Source organism: Rodentibacter myodis, from assembly GCF_001999305.1.
GTDB lineage: Bacteria > Pseudomonadota > Gammaproteobacteria > Enterobacterales > Pasteurellaceae > Rodentibacter > Rodentibacter myodis.
The window spans coordinates 1-20,368 of record NZ_MLHQ01000036.1 but is presented as its reverse complement, the minus strand read 5'-3'; the positions used below and the strand labels follow the sequence as shown (position 1 = coordinate 20,368).

At 42.5% G+C, this 20,368-nt stretch carries 24 protein-coding genes; 10 read left to right on the top strand and 14 right to left on the bottom strand.

Annotated elements, in window-relative coordinates; all coding sequences use genetic code 11:
* Positions 1 to 3 precede the first annotated feature (3 nt).
* Entirely contained in the window at positions 4 to 582 is a 579-nt protein-coding gene (locus BKL49_RS11415) for an NAD(P)H-dependent oxidoreductase (RefSeq protein WP_077425571.1), read from the bottom strand.
* A 44-nt stretch (positions 583 to 626) separates the two neighbouring features.
* On the bottom strand, positions 627 to 1,010 hold the full coding sequence (locus tag BKL49_RS11410; protein WP_077425569.1) for a nuclear transport factor 2 family protein: 384 nt from the start codon (positions 1,008 to 1,010) through the stop codon (positions 627 to 629).
* Positions 1,011 to 1,152: 142 nt separating this feature from the next.
* Here BKL49_RS11410 and BKL49_RS11405 point away from each other — a divergent pair, with 142 nt between their 5' ends.
* From BKL49_RS11405 to BKL49_RS11395, 3 genes are all read left to right on the top strand, one after another.
* Positions 1,153 to 2,043: a LysR family transcriptional regulator gene (locus tag BKL49_RS11405; RefSeq protein WP_077425567.1), complete on the top strand. Its 891-nt coding sequence runs from the start codon at positions 1,153 to 1,155 to the stop codon at positions 2,041 to 2,043.
* 132 nt (positions 2,044 to 2,175) lie between these two features.
* The gene (locus BKL49_RS11400) at positions 2,176 to 2,901 is read left to right on the top strand and encodes an NAD-dependent epimerase/dehydratase family protein (protein WP_077425565.1); all 726 of its coding nucleotides are present in this window, start codon (positions 2,176 to 2,178) and stop codon (positions 2,899 to 2,901) included.
* Between the two features lie 292 nt (positions 2,902 to 3,193).
* A complete protein-coding gene (locus BKL49_RS11395) occupies positions 3,194 to 3,775 on the top strand; it encodes a LysR substrate-binding domain-containing protein (RefSeq protein WP_077425563.1) in 582 nt (193 codons plus the stop codon).
* Positions 3,776 to 4,082: 307 nt separating this feature from the next.
* Here BKL49_RS11395 and BKL49_RS11390 read toward each other — a convergent pair whose 3' ends face one another.
* The 4 genes from BKL49_RS11390 to BKL49_RS11375 all read right to left on the bottom strand — a co-directional run bounded on the left by BKL49_RS11390 (position 4,083) and on the right by BKL49_RS11375 (position 7,618).
* Positions 4,083 to 5,267: a multidrug effflux MFS transporter gene (locus tag BKL49_RS11390; RefSeq protein ID WP_077425561.1), complete on the bottom strand. Its 1,185-nt coding sequence runs from the start codon at positions 5,265 to 5,267 to the stop codon at positions 4,083 to 4,085.
* Positions 5,268 to 5,585: 318 nt separating this feature from the next.
* Positions 5,586 to 6,038, bottom strand: a complete 453-nt coding sequence (locus BKL49_RS11385) for a nuclear transport factor 2 family protein (protein WP_077425559.1) — start codon at positions 6,036 to 6,038, stop codon at positions 5,586 to 5,588.
* Positions 6,039 to 6,152: 114 nt separating this feature from the next.
* Complete coding sequence (locus BKL49_RS11380) at positions 6,153 to 6,980, bottom strand: SDR family oxidoreductase (RefSeq protein ID WP_077425557.1); 828 nt, start codon at positions 6,978 to 6,980, stop codon at positions 6,153 to 6,155.
* A 53-nt stretch (positions 6,981 to 7,033) separates the two neighbouring features.
* Positions 7,034 to 7,618, bottom strand: a complete 585-nt coding sequence (locus tag BKL49_RS11375) for an NAD(P)H-binding protein (RefSeq protein ID WP_244152004.1) — start codon at positions 7,616 to 7,618, stop codon at positions 7,034 to 7,036.
* 108 nt (positions 7,619 to 7,726) lie between these two features.
* Here BKL49_RS11375 and BKL49_RS11370 point away from each other — a divergent pair, with 108 nt between their 5' ends.
* The 3 genes from BKL49_RS11370 (at position 7,727) to BKL49_RS11360 (ending at position 9,780) form a co-directional block, all read left to right on the top strand.
* Complete coding sequence (locus BKL49_RS11370) at positions 7,727 to 8,623, top strand: LysR family transcriptional regulator (RefSeq protein WP_077425553.1); 897 nt, start codon at positions 7,727 to 7,729, stop codon at positions 8,621 to 8,623.
* A gap of 88 nt (positions 8,624 to 8,711) precedes the next feature.
* The gene (locus BKL49_RS11365; protein ID WP_077425551.1) at positions 8,712 to 9,368 is read left to right on the top strand and encodes a cation diffusion facilitator family transporter; all 657 of its coding nucleotides are present in this window, start codon (positions 8,712 to 8,714) and stop codon (positions 9,366 to 9,368) included.
* Between the two features lie 13 nt (positions 9,369 to 9,381).
* Positions 9,382 to 9,780: a MerR family transcriptional regulator gene (locus BKL49_RS11360; RefSeq protein WP_077425549.1), complete on the top strand. Its 399-nt coding sequence runs from the start codon at positions 9,382 to 9,384 to the stop codon at positions 9,778 to 9,780.
* A gap of 76 nt (positions 9,781 to 9,856) precedes the next feature.
* On the opposite strand, the gene BKL49_RS11355 is transcribed toward BKL49_RS11360, so the two are convergent.
* The 5 genes from BKL49_RS11355 to BKL49_RS11335 form a co-directional block, all read right to left on the bottom strand.
* The gene (locus BKL49_RS11355) at positions 9,857 to 10,240 is read right to left on the bottom strand and encodes a hypothetical protein (protein WP_077425547.1); all 384 of its coding nucleotides are present in this window, start codon (positions 10,238 to 10,240) and stop codon (positions 9,857 to 9,859) included.
* Between the two features lie 64 nt (positions 10,241 to 10,304).
* Positions 10,305 to 11,138: a PTS mannose transporter subunit IID gene (manZ, locus tag BKL49_RS11350; RefSeq protein WP_077425545.1), complete on the bottom strand. Its 834-nt coding sequence runs from the start codon at positions 11,136 to 11,138 to the stop codon at positions 10,305 to 10,307.
* Between the two features lie 10 nt (positions 11,139 to 11,148).
* Entirely contained in the window at positions 11,149 to 11,943 is a 795-nt protein-coding gene (locus BKL49_RS11345) for a PTS mannose/fructose/sorbose transporter subunit IIC (protein WP_077425543.1), read from the bottom strand.
* 11 nt (positions 11,944 to 11,954) lie between these two features.
* On the bottom strand, positions 11,955 to 12,938 hold the full coding sequence (locus BKL49_RS11340; RefSeq protein ID WP_077425541.1) for a mannose/fructose/sorbose PTS transporter subunit IIA: 984 nt from the start codon (positions 12,936 to 12,938) through the stop codon (positions 11,955 to 11,957).
* 183 nt (positions 12,939 to 13,121) lie between these two features.
* On the bottom strand, positions 13,122 to 14,024 hold the full coding sequence (locus tag BKL49_RS11335; RefSeq protein ID WP_077425539.1) for a LysR family transcriptional regulator: 903 nt from the start codon (positions 14,022 to 14,024) through the stop codon (positions 13,122 to 13,124).
* Positions 14,025 to 14,251: 227 nt separating this feature from the next.
* Here BKL49_RS11335 and BKL49_RS11330 point away from each other — a divergent pair, with 227 nt between their 5' ends.
* The 4 genes from BKL49_RS11330 (at position 14,252) to BKL49_RS11315 (ending at position 17,263) form a co-directional block, all read left to right on the top strand.
* Positions 14,252 to 15,394, top strand: coding sequence for an alpha/beta hydrolase (locus tag BKL49_RS11330; RefSeq protein WP_077425536.1), 1,143 nt, complete (start codon positions 14,252 to 14,254; stop codon positions 15,392 to 15,394).
* Between the two features lie 49 nt (positions 15,395 to 15,443).
* The gene (locus tag BKL49_RS11325; protein WP_244152003.1) at positions 15,444 to 15,845 is read left to right on the top strand and encodes a cyclophilin-like fold protein; all 402 of its coding nucleotides are present in this window, start codon (positions 15,444 to 15,446) and stop codon (positions 15,843 to 15,845) included.
* Positions 15,845 to 16,417 carry a sugar O-acetyltransferase gene (locus tag BKL49_RS11320; RefSeq protein WP_077425534.1) on the top strand — a complete coding sequence of 191 codons (573 nt, stop codon included), beginning with the start codon at positions 15,845 to 15,847 and terminating at the stop codon, positions 16,415 to 16,417. The genes BKL49_RS11325 and BKL49_RS11320 overlap by 1 nt, the downstream gene beginning before the upstream one ends.
* Positions 16,418 to 16,513: 96 nt before the next feature.
* Positions 16,514 to 17,263, top strand: a complete 750-nt coding sequence (locus BKL49_RS11315; protein WP_077425531.1) for an SDR family oxidoreductase — start codon at positions 16,514 to 16,516, stop codon at positions 17,261 to 17,263.
* A gap of 176 nt (positions 17,264 to 17,439) precedes the next feature.
* Here the strand turns inward: BKL49_RS11315 and BKL49_RS11310 are convergent, their stop codons facing one another.
* From BKL49_RS11310 to BKL49_RS11300, 3 genes are all read right to left on the bottom strand, one after another.
* A complete protein-coding gene (locus tag BKL49_RS11310) occupies positions 17,440 to 18,540 on the bottom strand; it encodes an alpha/beta hydrolase (protein ID WP_077425529.1) in 1,101 nt (366 codons plus the stop codon).
* Between the two features lie 340 nt (positions 18,541 to 18,880).
* A complete protein-coding gene (locus BKL49_RS11305) occupies positions 18,881 to 19,249 on the bottom strand; it encodes an MmcQ/YjbR family DNA-binding protein (protein WP_077425527.1) in 369 nt (122 codons plus the stop codon).
* 116 nt (positions 19,250 to 19,365) lie between these two features.
* The coding region (locus tag BKL49_RS11300; RefSeq protein ID WP_077425525.1) for a glycosyltransferase at positions 19,366 to 20,368 on the bottom strand (1,003 nt) is incomplete at its 5' end.

The window sequence follows — 20,368 nt, the reverse complement described above, 5'->3', positions numbered from 1 at the left end:
TCCTTAAAAATGTGCGTTTAAATGGGCTTCCCAACGAGCAAAATCCTGTTCAATTTGTGGATTTTTTAACACATCATAGCAAGCGAAACTTGGCAAGGTTTGCATCGCAAAAAAGCGGAAGGTGCTATGCAAAGGAAGTAGTAAATCCTCTAAACTTTTACCTTGGAATAAGTATTCGTTCGGATCGTCAAATGCCTGTTTTGGTGCGTTGAAGGTGGCAGAAAGCAGATATTTTTTCTCGCCCATTAAGCCGCCTGTGCCGTAATTGGCGGTTGGATTTTTGCTGGAACGCCCATCATTATTACAGAACACGCCTGCGCCACCTGCAATAAACACGTCATCAATATATTTTTTCGTCATCCACGGCACGCTCATCCAGTGTACAGGGAATTGGAAAATCACCGCATCCGCCCATTGGTATTTGGCAAATTCCTCTTCAATATTATATTCCAGCACGTTGGAATGACGTACTTGATGCCCTTTAGCTTCTAAAAGTGCGGTGGCTTTTTCAATTAAACTCGCGGTGAGTTTACCGGGGGAAAATTCATAAGGTTGGTGTCCGTTTAAAATTAAAATATTCATTGTTCTCTCCCAATTTGATGAAGTATCAAACACTCAAAATAAAATTAATAATGCCCGTGGAAAATTTTACTAACGATTTTCCATTTGCCATTGATTTTTAGCAGGTTGAAATAGTCGGTAAAACCAAATCCATTCATATTGTCGGTATCTACACGGGCTGCCGCTGCGGTGCCAACAATGTCAATATAGGCAATGGCGATAATCGGGTTTTCCGAAGGTTTGAAATCTTTATCAATCGCAGGGAACAAACTTTCACGCACGTTACCACCTACTAATTTGCCTTCGCCATTCACGCTATACATTGTAGCGACTTCATCAAAGGCAGGTTGCATAATGGCACTGTTCGCTTGCTTGGTGCCTTCGCTGTATTCGTTTAATAATACCTGTTCAATGGCTTTGTAATCTTGTGTGTAAGTAGGTTTTGTCATTTTGCTTTCCTTATTTAATGTGTCCCTCTTTTGTAAAAAGGGAATAAGCTAAAAAGCGCGGTCATTTTATCAGATTATTTTAGCTTGACTAGATGACTAATTTTGAATAACTTGTCAAAATTAATTTGACAATAAGGACGTTATGCAAGAAAACCTGAACGATCTGCGGATTTTTTTATTAGTGGCAGAAAGCAACAGTTTCACCAAAGTGGCGGCACAGCTTCATCTTTCCCGTGCAGCGGTGAGCCACACCATTAATCAACTGGAAAAACGGTTGGGATTGAAATTATTTCACCGTACTACGCGAAGTGTCGCTACAACCGAGGCTGGCGAACAGCTTTATCAGCAAATTAGTCCGCTATTTCAGGATATTGATTACCGCTTGCGGACAATTCTGTCTAATCAAAACAAACCCCGTGGAATGTTGCGGATTAACGGCACGGTACACGCTATTTCCGTAGTGTTATGGCAGAAATTCCGTCAATTTCTCGCCCGCTACCCTGAAATTACCCTTGAACTTGCCATTGAAATGAAGTTCATTGATATTGTAGCGGAACGCTATGATGCGGGGATTCGTGAGGGAGGATTAACGGACAAGGATATGATTGCAGTGCGGGTGTCGGAGGATGTGCGAATGTGCTATGTCGCCACCCCTGACTATCTCGCCAAACACGGCACGCCACAAACGCCCGATGAGTTGAAAGATCACAACTGTATTCGTTTGAGAATCCCCACTTATAATGATTTGTTGCAATGGGAATTTGACAACCCCGAAACAGGTAAACGCTTCAAAATGGCAATGCAAGGCAACTTGATTGTGAACCAACCGCCAATGACCCGCCAAGCCGCCCTAGACGGTGTGGGGATTTCGTGGGAAATGGCAGATGAAGTGGCGGCAGATATTCAAGCGGGCAGACTGGTTTCCGTGCTAACCGATTGGGAATGTACCTACCCCGGTTATCATCTCTACTTCCCCAACCGTACCGAACATTCTCCGTTGTTGAAATTGTTGGTGGAGTGGTTGAGGATATAAGGCAAAAGTTTGTGGATTTTTGACCGCACTTTAGGCAAACGCTATTTCGTATTTACCGGATTAGATTCACCGTAAGTTTGCTTTATAATAGACAGTTTTAATGATTACTTAATCAATTATCGGAGTTTTTTTATGTCTAAAACTGTATTTTTAGCCGGTGCAAGCGGTGTGATTGGGATGCCTCTTTGTAAAATGTTGATCGAAGCGGGTTATACTGTATTTGGTACGACCCGTAGTGCGGAAAAAGCAGCAAAGTTGGAAGCCATGGGGGTGAAATCGGTGATTGTGGATGTTTTTGATGCCGGTGCATTGGAACAAGCGATGATTGCAACTCAACCCGATATTGTGCAGCACCAATTAACCGATTTACCTGACGGATTAAAAGCGGAAGAAATGGCAGCTGCGTTGGTGCGTAACGCCCGTATTCGCGATGAAGGGACGCGTAATTTAGTGCGAGCAGCACAAAAAGCAGGAGCGAAAAAATTAGTCGCGCAAAGTATTGGTTTTGTTTATGCACCGAGCGAAAAAATACACACAGAAGATTCGCCATTACTGGATTTCAATGAACCGACTTATGGCGAAACCGCCCAAGCCGTGTATAGTTTAGAACAGCAAGTATTAAATAGCGGTATGGAAGGCGTGGTGCTGCGTAACGGTTGGTTGTATGGGGCGAATTCCGGTATTGAGCAAGCAGTGGATTTTGCACCACCCTTACACGTTCACGCTGCAGCCCTTGCCGCATTTTTGGCGATAGATGCCCCTAAAGGCATTTACAATGTGGCAGATTCGGATACACGTTTAGACAGCAGTAAATTCCGCCAACAGTTCCCACAATGGTCGTCCGAATTCCGCTTATAATCGGTTATTTTAGGGGGGGAACTATTCGTTTCTCAAAACAATATTGCTTTGTGGTTCCTCCCACCTTCCTATACCATATTGGTATCGTGTTGAAATGTAGTGATTACTCGTCTTACAGCAATATGTCTATCCGTTTTATCTACGATGTTTTTTTAAGCCGTGTAAAAAGGGAACAAAGGTCATTTTATAACTATTGCAACAAATGGAACCGATTTTGATGGATTCAATAAAATAACCCTTAAATATCAAAAAGTGCGGTTGATAAAACGGAGGTTTAAAATTTCCTGAATTTTTGACCGCACTTTTACGGTATTGTATTGAAAATGGGGGATTTTTTCTTCCTTATTTGGAAGAATTTAATCGCCTTTACCCTGAAGTAGTATTGGATTTAGACTTTTCTGACCGTATGGTTGATTTAGTTGCAGAGGGCTTTGATGTGGCAATTCGTGGGGCAAAATTGGAAGATTCCTCTTTGATCTCCCGTCCATTATGTCATTTCTCATTTAAATTGGTGGCAGGTTCTGATTACTTGGCTACGGCAGGGGAGCCGAAATCAATTCAAGATCTGCTGAATCATCAATGCTTACATTACCGATATCCGCAAACCGGACGATTAGACGATTGGCAACTTCCCGAAGCCATAGTATTGCCACAGTCAATGGTTTGTAACCATCTTGAAACCTTGCTTTATTTTGTGAAACAGGGAAAAGGTATCGCTTGCATACCGGAATTTTGTGTTAATGACGGGTTAAATGTTGTTTTGCCTCATATTAAACTTCGGCAAAATACCTTTCATTTAGTTTTTCCAAGCAACCGTTATTTATCACCTAAAGTACGGACTTTTGTGGATTTTATGGTGCAGGCAGTAAAGTAGGGGAATTCATAAAAAAGTGTGGTTAATAAAACAGAGGTTTAAAATTTCCTGAATTTTTGACCGCACTTTTATACTATCGCAGCATTATGTAGCAGTTGCACAAAATACTATTTTAACATGACAAGTTGGGACGCCGGTTATTGTCCGCAAAATTAACACACTGAAATTATTTAATTTTTAAATGTGGGCACTGCTCCTGTGTTTCTACAATAGACCTGAAATAAGACTTTGTGCATTTGTTACTTAATATCGTAAGAATGCGATATATCCTGAGAAAATACGGTCATTTAATGAATAAAAATGACATTTATGAATTTGATTTTTTCACGCGGATTCTCATCACTATAGCACTGGCGAGTGCCGATATTGCCATAATCCACGCCATTGTCCACGCACTGCCATCGGCAAACCAAGCGAGTAAAAGGGAAGAAATAATACCACTACCGTATTGTAATGCTCCCATTAACGCAGAACCAGAACCCGCCATTTCCGGTACACGATCAAGTGCGGCAACCGTAGCACAAGCGGCGATAATACCGACCATTGAGAAATAAAAGAAAATACAGATCATCAAACTTACAAGCCCACCAATTTGGGTAACGGCAAAAAATGCAAGAAGTAATCCCATTATCGAAATAAAGAACGTGGTAGTGCGTAATAATTGATCGAGAGAGAAACGCTTGGTTAAAAAACGATTTAAGAAACTCATCAGCATCACGCCCATAATATTGATGCCGAATAACCAACCGAAATGTTGTGGTTCAACGTGGAAAAATTCAATATATACCTGTGGCGAGCCAATGATAAACGCATATTGCCCAACGTAATAAAAGGTCACGCACAAGGTGTATGTCATAAATGCACGATTGCCGAGTAAAATTTTATAATTGCGGAAGACCGCCCAAAAATGACCGCTAGCCCGTTTTTCTTGGGGAAGTGTTTCCGGTAATAACCAAAGGGACAAAAACATCACGCCACCAATGGCAGCCAGTAAATAAAAAATGGTATGCCAAGTAGAGATTTTAAGAATTTGCCCACCGATTAGCGGCCCGGAAATCGGCGCAATTGCCATAATAATCATTAATGTGGACATTAATTGTACGGCACGACTTTTATCAAATAAATCCCGCACAATGGCACGGGCAAGCATTGGTGCGGTGCAAGCACCGAAGGCTTGGAATACCCGCCAGAAAATAATCTGCTCGATATTACTTGATATTGCACAGCCTAGCGAGCCAATCACAAACATCACCATACCGATATAAAGCGGGATTTTTCGTCCGATACGATCGCTAATCGGCCCCCAAAGCAGTTGTGCTAAGGCAAAGCCAATAAGAAAACCGGTTACGGTGAGTTCTGCTTGTCCGTTCAGATCACGGGTCATTTGTGGCATTGCCGGTAGATAAATATCGGTAGAAAGGGAGGTAAATGCCATTAAAATGCTTAAAATAATTAGCAATAATACGGCATTGATTGATTTAACCTGTTGCATAATTGCTCCGAGAAAATAAAAACTAACGCCATTATAAAGGGTAAGATTAAGTTTGATTAGAGAGAGAATGGCTTATAAGTTTATGAATAAAATTCAACAATAAGGTGTGGTTGGTTTTGAGGGTATTCTCCCTTCTTTCCGTTTTCAAAACAGCCTTCCACAAATAATGGCGAGTGGGAAAACGTTCAGTATTTGTAATAAATCATCAAATTAAAATAACGCAAATCGCAGAAACGGGATGCCTCCCGTTCCTACTTTTTTATAAAAATACGTTCAAAATCGACCGCACTTTTCTTCTGTAAAGTCTGTAAAGAGAAATTAATTCACTACACCAACTTCACGGCTGTCGCTTACCATAAAGTTTGCAATACGGCGTTTGATGTGCCATTTTTCATTCACTTTGGCATAGGTGTCGTTATAGCGAACGTGATGATTGTGAATAATATTTTTGCCGTTTTGTTCACCTACAAGGGTAACGTGGCAATAGGTGATGCCTTCGGCGTGGGTTTCGGTTAATTCACTCAATGTGAGTTGTCCGTTGAGGTGATAAACGGTGTGAAAATTCGCTAAAAAACCGCTAAAGGTTTTTTCAATTTCATCACGTCCGTGCATATCGGCAAACAGTTCGCCACCAATATAGGTTGTTACATTGGCATCTTCGGTAAAGAGTGGCATTTGAGCGGCAACATCTTTCACATCCGCCAAATTTGAGAACGTATCCACTAATTCTTTAATGGCTTGTTTTTCGATTAAGCTTTCAATGTTATTCATTTAATGTTTCCTCTGTTTGTAAAAGCGGGCGTATTATAGACCGCGATGTTATAAAGATTAATTGAAGTAATTTTTATACTATACTGAATTTATTTCAGCAATTATTACGTCAAACTATGGCTGATTTTCTAAATCCTGCCACCAATATTTTGCTGTTGCACCGCCGTCAATTAAGAAATCACTTCCTGTAATATAAGCCCCTCGTTCACTCATTATTAATTCGGCAAGATTGGCAATTTCATCCGGTGCGCCGCCTCGCCCTACTGGTAATTCCGACAACATTTTTTGATAGAAATCTTTGCGTTCGCCATTTAATTCATCGTTGGCAAGGGGCGTGTAAATAATACCTGCACTAATGCAATTGACCCTTGCTCCACGTTTCCCCCACTCTATCGCTTCCATTTGCACCCGTAACGTATTGCCACGTTTGGAAAGTTGATAGGCACGCAGGCTGTCGGTAACGTTTTTAATAAAATCAAGTTCAAGCAAACTTTCACTTGGTGTTAGGGCTAAAGCACGGCTTTGTTCTTGCGTAAGCGGTGGCAGACGGTGTGAAGATTGCGAGCCAATCACAATTGCCGAGCCACCCTGTGCGATAACAGGGCGAAATGCTTCCAACAATACTGCCGTGCCGTAGAGATCTACTTTAAATAATGTTTGTGCCGAGGCTTGCGAAGGAGACACGCCTGCGGTGTGAATAAGACCTTTAATTTCCCCAAGTGCGGTGGAAAATGCCACGACTTTTTCAATCGCTTCACGACTAGAAACATCGCATTCAATGGTATGCACTTTAAAGCCGGCATTACGCAATTTCACCGCTTGTTGTTCCGCCGATTCTTGGTGTAAATCGGCTAATACCAGCTCTTTGCCGACTGCAATCCGGCGGGCAATGGCAATGCCAATTTCACCGGCACCGACAAGAACAATAACTTCTTTTTTCATTCTTTATCCTTCTGAGAAAACTTCATCAAATTTGACCGCACTTTTAGGCAATGTTACACACGTGCGATGCCTAAACTTTCCCGCACCGCATATTCCGGACGTTCAACCAATTTGGCAATTAATTCGGCAATACTGCGTTTAGAAACGGAATGTCCTTTAAAGGCTTCGCCTTTGCGGGTGAGTTGGTAATCAATTTCACTGCCATTGGTAAACCAGCCTGGGCGAATAAGGGTGTAATCTAAATTGGAGGCTTCCACCACAGCCGAAGAGCGGCGATAAGGGGCTAAAATTGCACCGTGATCTTCGCCTGTTTCGCCATAAATGCCCATTGAACTTATCCAAATTAAACGTTTTACACCACGCTTTTCCATTGCCTGCACCACATTTTGGGCTAAGGGTTCGAGATTGCCGGCAAGGTTGGCATAGACCATATCCACGCCCTGCATTAGGCTTTCCAGTTGTGCCAAATTCATTACATCACCTTGCACAATTTCAACCCTTTCACTGGCGAAGCGTTGCAAATTGGCGACATTGCGGGAAAGTAACGTTAGTCGGATTTCAGCATTTTCCAATAAAACGGGAATAACGGTTTGAGCCAATCCCCCATTGGCGCCAAGAATTAAAATATGTTTCATCATCTTATCCTTCTTCGTTGAAAGTGCGGTCATTTTACTCGGCGTTTTTCCTTAGATAAATTGGGGCTTGTTTAATGTTATAATGAGAAAAATTCAATAATAGGAGAGGCTATGCAAAACTTTAATGAACTGAATTATTTTCTCACCGTGGCACAAGTGCAGAGTTTTGTTCAGGCAGGACAATTACTGGGCGTGTCATCTTCGGCACTGAGTCATAGTATGAAAAATCTGGAAACCCGTTTGGGATTACGCTTGTTTAATCGAACCACCCGCAATATCTCGCTGACGGAAGCCGGACAACAGCTTTATCAACAAATTGCCCCCCATTATCAAGCCATTAACGCTGAAATTGCGGCACTGAATGATTTTTTAAATACCTCTTCCGGCACCATTCGTATTAATACCTTCTCCGTTGCCGCCGAAGAAGTGCTGTATCCGAAATTGCGTGATTTTATGCGGCAATATCCACAAATTAACTTGGAAATTATGGTGGAAAACCGTTGGGTGGATATTGTCAAAGCGGGATTTGATTTTGGCGTTCGGCTCGGGCGGGATGTGGCGAATGATATGATTGCCGTGCCAATTTCCGCCCCCTTAAAAATGGCGTTGGTGGCAAGCCCCGACTATATTGCGGAAAATGGCACGCCAAAAAGTATAGAAGAACTGGCGCAACATCGCCTTATCGGAATGCGGATCTCTGCACAACACGGCTCAGAATTAATGTGGGAATTTAAAGTGAAAAAAGAAACGGTGAAATTTCTTCCTCACCCACAATTTTCCATTAACAATCATTTACGCACACAAGCGGTATTGGACGGTTTGGGCATTGCGTGGATGCCGCATACAAGTGAAATTAACAATTATTTGACGGCGGGTAAATTAATTGAGTTGTTGCCGAAAAATGCGATGCACTACGATCCTTTTTATCTTTACTATCCCAGCCGTCACGGCCATTCCCGTGCTTTTAAATTGGTTTTGGAGGCGTTACGGCTTAAAACGGAAAAATAACATCATTTTTTCTTTCACCCCTTGACCCCGTAGCGACTACGGGCTTTACACTTTGTCTAAATTGAATCAACCCGATTAAGGAATATTTATGACAGCCTCACATTCAACAGACCATTCGCCTCATTGTCACAATCATTCTCATACACCGAAAAATAAAACCATTTTGGCGCTGAGTTTAGCCATTATCACCCTTTATATGGTGGTGGAATTTTTGGGCGGTTATTTTTTCCAAAGTCTCACGTTAATGGCGGATGCCGGACATATGGCGAACGACAGCTTATCCCTTTTCTTAGCACTCATTGCACTATTTTTAAGTGTGAAATGGCAAAAATGGTTTGCCCTGTTAAACGGTGCTTCATTGATTGTTGTTGCCCTTTGGATCTTGATTGAAGCAGTGGAACGCTGGCAATCCCCTGCAGAAATGCAGGCATTGCCAATGTTAGGCGTTGCCATTACCGGACTTGGGGTGAATATTCTGGTGGCGTGGATAATGCTTAAAAGCGATCAGGATAATCTGAATATCCGTGCGGCATATCTGCACGTGTTGGCAGATTTATTCGGCTCCGTGGTGGCGATTGTTGCGGGGTTAAGTGTGCTATGGTTTAATTGGCAATGGGTGGATGTGGTTGCGAGTAGTATTTTGAGCTTGCTTATTTTGCGTAGCGGTGGATCGGTAACGCTTCAAGCTTTCAAAGCATTACGTGATGCGGACGAACATTTCTCGCTAAAATCACATTCTCACTAAAGCGAGGGAAAAAATGAAAATCAATGAGCTGAGCGCGCGTACCGGCGTGAATCTTGAAACAATCCGATATTACGAAAAACAAGGGATTTTACCTGCGCCAAAACGGGCGGCAAATGGTTACCGAGACTATGATGAAAAAAGCGTTGCACAACTAAATTTTGTCAAAAACTGCCGTGCATTAGGTTTTTCGTTGGAAGATATTCGCCACCTCAATCAATTAAAATTTGGCGTAAAAGATCATTATCAGGCGGATCAACTTGTGCTAAATCAGCTCGCCCAAGTGGAAGATAAAATTGCACAATTATTAGACATTAAAACCTTTTTGCAATCCATTGCCACAAAAGGGGAACATAGTGAGGCAGAATGTAAGGTTATTACGGGATTGGCGGAAAGAAAGTGCGGTAGATGTTGAATACTTGAATCGATTTCTCTCTCATTGATAGGTAACAAGTTGTACATCAAAAGCAAAATAAAGTGCGGTTATTTTTTTAAGGGTTTTTAACTTCCATTTTTTCCGTGGAAAACGCCCGAAGTTGTTGGATTTCCCGTTTTGCTTTGTCAGAAAGCACTTTGTTATCTTTCAGCATTTGTTCGGAACGGGCCAAAATGAAGCGTAAATAGTCTAAGTTTTGACTTTGTTCAAATAATTGTTTGGCTTGGTACATATCGGCAAAATCTTTATTAGCTTGACTAAGTAACATTTTTTGTCCAATTAAAACGAACAAGGCAAGTGTCAAGGCAATGGCGGTGCCGTATCCGTTGGTGGGATAATAAAGTACCCCCCCAATGATAAATAAGCCGGAAACCAAGCGGGAACTGTTTTTAATGTAGGTTTCACCGGGTGGTGCTTTGATTAATTCGGTGAGTTTCATTCTGATTTATCCTAAAAATAAGGGCGTTATCCTACGCCCTTATTGCCAAATTTAACGGTGTGAATTAGGCAAGAATGCCTGCCCAGTAACCTAAAATTCCCACGCCAAATAAACCGAAGATAATCACCATTGCGTTGACTTTTTTACGCAATAAATACATACATAAAAAGGTGAGTAATAGTGCCAATAAGCCCGGAAGAAGGTCATTTAATACACCTTGAAGGGTAACCACCACTTCTTCACCAAGTTGGTTTTTATAGCGGGTAAGTTCAAGCGGCACATTAATTGTTGTCCATTTTGACACCAGCGATCCCATTACAAAGAGACCGAGAATTGACGCCCCCTGCGTGATTTTTTGTAAACGACCGCCCCCCATATCGGACACAATTTCAGTGCCTTTTTCATAACCATATTTGAAGCCGTACCAACGGGTTAAGGCACGGATCACATTGATTAAAATAAAGAACAACAATGGCCCTAAAAGGCTACCGGTTAAGGCAATGCCTGCGCCCAGTGCGGCTAAAACAGGACGTAGCGTTCCCCAGAAAATTGGGTCGCCCACACCGGCAAGCGGCCCCATAAGCCCGACTTTCACACCACTGATTGCGGCATCATCAACATCTTTTGCTCCATTTGCCCGCTCTTGTTCCATTGCGGCGGTCACGCCCATAATGGCAGAGCCTACCCAAGGTTGGGTGTTGAAGAATTCAAGATGACGTTTTAAAGCGGCGGCTTGATCTTCTTTTTTGCTGTAAAGACGTTTAATAGTGGGGATCATTGACACGCAAAATCCCATAGATTGCATACGTTCAAAGTTGAACGAACCTAAAAGAAAGGTTGAGCGGAAATAAGTGCTTAAAATATCGCCTTTGGTGAGTGTAACTTTTTGTTCTGACATAATTCGCTCCTTATAGACCTTCTAATTCGTTATCGGCTAATTTTCGTTTGGTTGCCACCGGCATTGCAGGTTGGTTAAAACGTGGATTGAGTTGGATATAAAGCATTGCCAAGCAAGTCCCTAAAATCCCCAAGCCCACTAAGTTGTAATTGGTGAAAGAAGCAATCACAAATCCAATAAAGAAGAACGGCATTAACACGCCTGCACGCATCATATTAATCACCATCGCATAGCCCACTACCACGATAAAACCACCGGCGACCTGTAAACCACGGGTAATCACTTCAGGAATGGCATTTAATGCACCGGTTACCGCATCCGTACCGGCAACCAAGCCTACTGCTAAGGCAGGAATGGCAACACGCAATGCCTGCAAAGCAAGACCGGAAAAATGGCAAAGCTCAATACCACGGAAGTTGGCTTGTTCCGCAAACTTATCGGCTTTATGTTGTAAGAAAATGGTTAATGTCCGCACAAAAATGGTTAAAACCTGCCCTGCTGCGGCCACCGGTACGGCAATGGCAATTGCGGTGCCGACAGATTGTCCGCCTTTGATAACAAGAATTGCCGAAATCACACTTGCCAGTGCGGCATCGGGTGCCATTGCTGCTCCCACATTCATCCAACCGAGTGCGATCATTTCTAATGTACCGCCAAGAATAATACCGGTTTCAAGATCGCCCAGTACCAAACCAATCATTGTACAAGCGAAAAGCGGGCGGTGGGTTTGGCGTTCATCCAACACACTTCCCATACCGCAAATTGCCGCCACGAGGACAACTAAAATGAGTTCCATTGTTGACATAAAAGGCGCTCCTAAAATTTAATTGAATCTAATTTTTCACGGGTAAGTTCAACAGGCTTGTTTGCCGCCACTTTTTGCAGCGAAAGTTTCACCCCCATATCCAGTAATTTTTTGAATGCTTCCACATTGGATTGATTCACCGTAACCGCATCGGAAAGTTGTTTATTTCCCTCTTTGTGCGTCATTCCGCCTACGTTGATGGTATCAATGCGTAAGCCGCCCTCAATTAAACGCACGGCATCTTCAGGTTTAGTGACTAACATCAAAATATTACGGCTAGCGTATTTTGGATTGTTATACACTTTGATGGCTTTATCTACGGAAATTACATAAGCCTTCAAATGGGGCGGAGCAATTTGCAGTAATAATTCTTTGCGAAGTTCATCATTCGCCACTTCATCGCTAATGGCAAAAATGGCTTCACATTTCACCGCCTTCGCCCAAGAAGTCGCCACCTGACCGTGAATCAAACGATCATCAATACGCAACAAATTCACACTCATACGACCGTTCGGATCATATTGGGTGTTATCTTCTTCATCTTGTGCTTCTTCGGTTTTTTCTGTGACGGCTTCGGATTGAGCAAAAGAAGCGGTTTCATCGGGCTTGCGGTAGCTTTTCACTGCCATCACGCCCACCTCTTTTGCTGTCGCTGCCAGTTCTTCTGTCGATTTTGCGCTGTCTTTCGCATCCAACACTTCCAGCAACATCGGCAGACTGACGCCGGTCACAATATCGTCTTGTGGACGTTTTGCCGCCACGCGTGCCGCCGCGTTATACGGACTGCCACCAAACAAATCGACCAAAAATAACACACTATCGGCAGGTGAACATTCCGCAATAATTGCTTCATATTTTTCCACCAATGTGTCTTGTCCTTCCCCCGGAACGAATGTGACACCGTGGAGTCCTTCCACCTCACCAAACACCATTTCAGAAGAATTAACCAGCTCAGCGGCAAGTTTGCCGTGAGCGGCAACGATTACTTGAATCATTGGTTACTCCTAAGTTTAAAAAAAACGGCGCAAGCATAATGTAAATGATTGTGCAGCTCAATATGAAAAAATAAAAAAACGTGAGCAAGATCAAGTTCTTAGTATAAATAATAGCGCGGTTGGTTTTTTCTGTTTTTATGAATACCGTTGCAACCTTTGCCCCTATGATATAACACAGGAAAATCAGTCAAAGGTTTCTCTCAAAATCCCTTCCAACAATTCAAACACTTTTAGCACGCGTGGCGGCGTAATGGTTTCGTAGGGGCGATACAAAAACAGCTGCCATTTTTGAATTTCAACCTCGCTAAAAAGTGGGCGTAATTCACCTGATTGCAAATAGGGTTTGGCAATAAAATCACTCACCAAACCCACCGCACTTCCACACAAAATCGCCTGTAAACCACTATAAATATCGGCACTTTGGAAACTGATATGACGTGGTTTGAGCGTGTATTTGTCGTTTAGCGGAAAATGCCAAGCCCGTCCCGTGGCAGGGTTGATTATGGCTGCAAAGGGGAAACGTTGTTCTAAATCCGCCAAGGAAGTTGGCTCGCCCAAACGTTGCAACAGGCTTGGCGCGGCAACCAACACATCTCCGATTTCAGTAATTTTCCGCACGATAAAATGGGGATCAGGTTCTAAGCCAATCCGCACGCCAATATCAATGCGATGGCTGACACTATCCAATTTGTTCATATCGTCCCGCCAGTCAATAATCAGATTGGGATAAGGGGAAAGTGCGGTCAAAAGTTTTGCCAAAATCGAATCGTTAATCCGCCAGCTCGGCACCGTAATTCGCACGATACCGCTCATTTCATCTGCCGAACGTTGTTTGCTTGGCACAAATAGGCGTTCACTGTCTGCTAATAATTGTTGGGCTTGCGGCAAAAATTGTTCACCAAAATCGGTAAGCCTCACTTGGCGGGTGTTGCGTTGAAATAACGGTTCACCCAAATAATCTTCCAATTCCGCAATTAAACGGGTAACCACAGGCGGCGATACCGCAAGGCGATTGGCAGTTTGTTTAAATTGTAAGGTTTCGGCAAGGGAACAAAAGACTTTTAAGGTTTCAAAACGATTATTCATTCCATTATTTCATTTTTAGAAATTGTGAAAACCATTTTTGCAAATTTACTTGAAATAGTCCAGCCATTTAAAATGCACATCATCACTATATGAAAGGAACGATTAAAAATTTCCCGAATATCGCAAACGTACAAACCCCAAATAACCTGATTGGTAGGGACGCGATGCTCGCGTCCGCATTAAAAATCAAACAATTTCAATAAGTTAAATATCATAAGGAAAGAAAAATGACAAAAACACTTTTCAAAAAGACCGCACTTATCGCGATGTTAGGCTCAGCATTTCTCGGAGGAAACGCAATGGCTTCATTACCACAAAATGCAACAGCAATTGAAATACCTGCACAGCATATTCAATTAACCCAACAGTGGGATAAAAAATTTCCAAAATCGGACAAAGTGGAACATCGTAAAGTTACCTTTAAAAATCGCTATGGGATCACCTTAGCCGCCGATCTTTATGTGCCGAAAAATGCTAAGGGAAAATTACCTGCCATTGCGGTGAGTGGCCCGTTCGGCGCGGTGAAAGAACAATCTTCGGGATTATATGCGCAAACCTTGGCGGAACGTGGTTTTGTTACCTTGGCTTTTGATGGTTCGTACAGTGGCGAAAGTGGCGGCGAGCCTCGCAATATTGCCAGCCCTGAAATTGCCACGGAAGATTTTAGTGCGGCGGTGGATTTTTTAGGCACACAGGATATTGTTAATCGTGATGAAATCGGGATTTTAGGAATTTGTGGTTGGGGTGGATTTGCCTTGAATGCTGCCGTTGCCGACACCCGTGTTAAAGCCGTGGCAGTAAGCACAATGTATGATATGACAAAAGTAATGGCAAACGGCTATGAAATTGACTTCACGCCAAACGCACAGGGAACCTACGATAGAAAACCTGCACAAAATGCTGAAGGACGTTACCAAATGAAACAGGCGTTGAACCTGCAACGTTGGGCAGATGCGGAAAGTGGCAAAACCGCCTATGTGGAGAAAAAAGATCACTTACCTGCTCCAAGCGAACAAACCGCCGACACGCCAAAAATGGTGAAAGAATATGCGGATTATTACAAAACGGAACGGGGTTATCACGCTCGTTCGGTGAATTCAAATGGCGGCTGGTCAAAAACCACACCGCTTGCGTTTATCAATATGCCGATTTTACAACGTGCCGGCGAGTTAAAAGCCCCTGCGTTGGTGGTTCACGGCGAGAAAGCCCATTCCCGTTATTTTGGGGAAGAAGCCTTCCAATCGCTCGGTTCAAAAAATAAAGAACTTTATATTGTACCAAACGCTACGCACGTGGATTTATACGATAACCAAGCAAATAAAATTCCGTATGATAAATTTGAGGCATTTTTCAAAGCCAACTTAAAATAACCCCCTTGACCGCCTAAAGTGCGGTCAAATTGATGAGCGATTTTATGAAATGAAAACCTTATTGATCCTTTTATTCGGCTTCGTGAGTTTATCGGCAGGTGCAGAAATGAACGTAAAAATTACCCTTGATAGCGGTGTTTATTCCGCTACCCTTGCAAACAACCCCACCAGCCAAAGTTTTTGGCAACAACTTCCGGTGACTTCAACCTTGGATAACTATGGCAGCAATGAAAAAGTGGTGTATTTGAAAGAAAAACTCAGCACGCAAAACGCCCCTGTCGCTTATACAGGCAAAACAGGCGACATTGCTTATTATGCCCCTTGGGGAAACATTGCGATGTTTTTGGATAAAGGCCCTTACGCCCCGGGCTTAATTTATATGGGAAAATTTAACGGCGATTTGACCGCACTTTCACAATCAACGCAGATAAAATTTGAACGGGCGGAATAATGAATAAACAAGATTTTATTGAATTTTGCCGTGCCGGCAATGCCATTCGGGCGGAAGATACCGCCTTACACGGATTATTGATGGAATGTGCCTTTGACGCTCAAAAGATCACCCAAAAATTGAATGGTGAATTTCATACCAAAGCGGAAATTGTTGAACTTTTTCGTCAATTAACGGATTTGCCCATTGATGAAAGTTTTCTTTGCTTTCCGCCGTTTCACACGGATTTCGGCAAAAATATTCACATTGGCAAAAATGTGTTTTTCAACACGGGTTGTTCTTTCCAAGATCGTGGCGGCATTTTTATTGGCGATGGCACGATGATTGGAATGAATGTCAATATCGCCACCCTTAACCACGGTTTAACCCTTGATACACGAGGCACAACCTACGCTGCGCCCGTCCACATTGGTAAGAATGTTTGGATTGGTTCAAATGCCACGATTTTAGCCGGCGTAACCATTGGTGATAATGCCGTGATTGCGGCAGGTGCGGTGGTAACCAAAGATGTGCCAACCAATAGCATAGTGGGCGGTGTGCCGGCAAAAGTGATAAAGATGATTAATTGTTAGTTTTTAACTAATCCTCTTTTTATTATTTTTAGGCTAATCAAACCTAATAAAAATGGTTAAAATAACCTTATTCAAATCAAAAACAGGAGTACAACAATGAATAATATTCAAAATAAAGTAGTGATCATCACCGGGGCTTCATCGGGCATTGGCGAAGCAACTGCTTATAAATTAGCGGAAAATGGCGCAAAATTAGTATTGGGCGCGCGCCGTGAAGCAAAATTACAGGCGATTGTGGAGAACATTAAAGCCAAAGGCGGTGAAGCGGTGTATCGGGTTACCGATGTCGTCAAAGCAGAAGATAATGCTGCGTTGGTAGAATTGGCGAAAGCGACCTTTGGCAAAGTGGATGCCATTTTCTTAAATGCAGGGTTAATGCCAAATTCCCCGCTTTCAGCGTTAGAAACCCATAACTGGAATGCGATGGTGGATGTGAATATCAAAGGGGTGTTAAACGGAATCGCTGCCGTGTTACCAACCTTTGAAGCACAAAAATCAGGACATATTTTGGCGGTATCTTCTGTGGCAGGCTTAAAAGTGTACCCGGGAGCGAGCGTGTACTGCGGTACAAAATGGGCGGTAAAAGCCATTATGGAAGGTTTGCGTATGGAGTCGGCTCAAGCAGGAACAAACATTCGCACCGCCACCATTTACCCTGCCGCCGTGCAATCGGAATTGGTAGATCACATCACCAATGAAGCGACTTCTAAGGGCTATCGTGAACTTTATGATAACTTTGAAATTCCGGCAGAACGTGTAGCAAACGTAGTAGCTTTTGCCCTTTCCCAACCGGAAGATACAAACATCAGCGAATTTACCTTAGGCCCAACCACGCAACCTTGGTAGCCATTAAAGTATGACCGCACGTTAAAGTGCGGTCATTTTTTATTAAGTTTTGGAGAAATTACTCAATATTGTATAGTGCTTTCTTGAAATTATGGGAATTTTTAAATTAGGGCACGGAATATCTGTTCCTATTTTTACATTCCTTCGACTTTGTATGCTTGTGACATAATATCGAATTACTTATCCAACCCTTTTTCCTTCAACCAGCTTTCCATTAAATCTGCCAGCTGAGTGTTGTTTTTCTCGCCCATTAAGAAATGGGAATTGCCTTTAATGCCAATTTCAGGTAGATAAACAAGGGTGGCATCGCCGCTGTGGCGGTTGATGGTGTCCACAAATTGTTTTGCCATCGCAAATTCCGTTCCCCATTTATCTTCGCCCACATTGTCCGAGCCGAGTTTAATATAGTCACCGTAGTACAACACGATAGGGATTTGGGTCAATTTTTTGAAATCACGCATTGGCACGCCCATCGCCGAGGCACTTAAATGTTCAAATTTTGCTTTGGTGATTTTCGGCATTTCTGTTTCAGGGAAAACAAAAGGTGTGCCGCCCGGTTCATAAGACACAATGGCTTTCACATTTGGGGAACGTATTGCCGCACGCCAGCCGATTGTGCCGCCCATAGAGTGGGTTACCAGTATTGCACCGTCTTTTTGTTGGTTTGCCAATTCTGCCAACACATCGGCATTTAAGTCATTATCCAGCGGGCCGCTGCCAATTGTCCAAGATTGCTGAAAGGCTTGATAAGCGGCTTCGCCTTCAGGGAATTGGGCATTGGGTACGGCTTTGTCGCTTTCAAAATGCCCGATACGGGAAAGAATATAGAAGGTTTTATCCCCATACATAGGATTGCTCGCCCAAGGGGTTGCCGGATCTAATGCTTTTGTGGATAAATTTGATTTACCGCTACGGGGTTGATCAAGCAAATAAACGCCAAAGCCTTTGCGTACAAATAATGTATCGAAGCCCTCACGACCATCTACCGTACTTTCCCAAGTGCGGGAGGATTGTGCGCCACCGTGTTGAAAAATAAGCGGTAATTTTTTGGCGTTGACCGGTTTTTGATATTTTACATAGGCAAAATCACCATAGGCACGTTGCCCGTTTGGTGCAATGAAATTTTCTTGGCTGAATGTTCCTTCGTGGGTGACATAACTTCCGCCAACGGTAAAACTACCCTGCTCGGCAATTTGCAATGGTGCTTTATTTGTGGCAAAAGCACCTGCCATCATCATTGAAAGGGTTGTAACGGTAAGAAATTTTTTGAGTTTCATTATTCATTCCTTAATGGTTGGTTAAACGAAAGTGCGCTGAGTTTAACGGTTGTTTTTATTGGGATAAAGGCGGGATTAATTAATGGGTTGATGAATAAAATTCAAGAATGAGAGGGAGGGGAAGTTACTTCGAAATTTTCTTTGCCAAATAGGGGACAAAGTTGCGGTCAATTTATTCAGCGTTTTTCTTCCGGGCGACAAAATCAATCCCGCTTTTTTTGCCTGCGATTGTTGAATTTTACGGGGGATACGGTTTCAAAATCAATCGTAACAAAAGTGTTCATCGTTATTTGTTTTCCTTGAAGACAATATTTGTAAAACAGAACAAGGGAAAGTGCGGTCATTTTTTCCGAAGTTTTTGTGCGGTTAAGGTAAAACTTTCATCAAGTAATTCAAACAATAGGTTGTGATCAATTTCGCTTAGATTGAGACTTAGCCAATGTTCTTTGTTCATATGATAGGCGGGATAAACGCCTTCCATCATTCGCAGTGAACCGATTTCTTCCAGTTTGGCTTTTAAGGTGATGATTGTTATTTTCCCTTCCTCTTTAATACCAAGTTTAGTTGATTCCAGCGGCATAAGAATCGCAAACCATTTGCGGTTGTTTTGATGGCGAAAGACGGCATAGTCAGGAAATTTTGCCCATAAATATTCCGCTTGCGTGCTGTAACGTTGTTCAATTTCAGTGCGGAGTGTTATCACATCCATTTTATTTTCCTCACAAAAACGGGTTGAAATTATAGGTGAAATGAAGATAGATGGCGAGAATAAAAAAACGGCAGGGTTTGCCGTTTTTTTATTCCTTTTCACTTCATTTTTTATGACTATTCTTGATTTTGTAGCAGATCTAAATCAACCTTATAAGGGAGATATTGCTGCATAAATTGTACAATTTGGGGTGCGAAATAATGTTTTGTTTGTTCCCGTAATGTGGGAGAAAATTTCAGGTATTGGTAGCGGTAAGCAATGCCGTACATAATGGCGGCAACACGGATAATATTGAATCTTATTTTGTGATATTTTGCCTGTAATTCGGGATCAGACATGGCTTTGATTCGATGGTTAAAGCCACCAACCCGTTTATCTAAGATTTCACATACACTAAAAATATCTTTTAGAAGGGTACTGTTGTTTACGGTGGTAGTAATACTGTTTGCACGTTGGCGGTAGCGGTAAAATTCCCGATTGATTTCAATCACCCTTACATTTTCGTTAGCAGTATAAACATCTATGGTAAAAGGCGTATCTTCTGCCGTTAAACCTTCGGGGAAGGAAATGTGGTGTTGGCGTAAAAATTTGGTGCGAAAAATACTGTAATGTATGCCCGGTGCCCAATCCCGTTTTAACATTCGATCAAAGTGTGTGTAGCCGTCTATTAATTCCCAATCATTCGGTTTTTTAAGATTAGGGGATTCCGGTGGGCGCAGGTAGCCTTCGGGATCTTGTTCACTAAAATGCCGTCTCAATCCGTTTAATACATCAACTTGGTACTTGTCGGCTAAGTCGATAATTGCGTCAAAGTGCCGTTCAACCACATAGTCATCAGAATCAATGAAATAAACGTAACGTCCCCGTGCTGCTTTTAAGCCGATATTGCGGGCAGCGGAAAGTCCTTTGTTATGCTGATTAATGAGGGTAATAAAAGGATAGCGGGAAAAATATTCCATTGCGATAGCAAGGCTGTTATCCGTAGAACCATCATTAATAACGATGATTTCTTTATCGATATTTTGATGGATAAGGCTATCTAAACATTCACAAAGGTATTGCTCAACGTTGTAAACGGGAACAATAAAACTTAAGCTGACTTGATTGATTGATTGATTG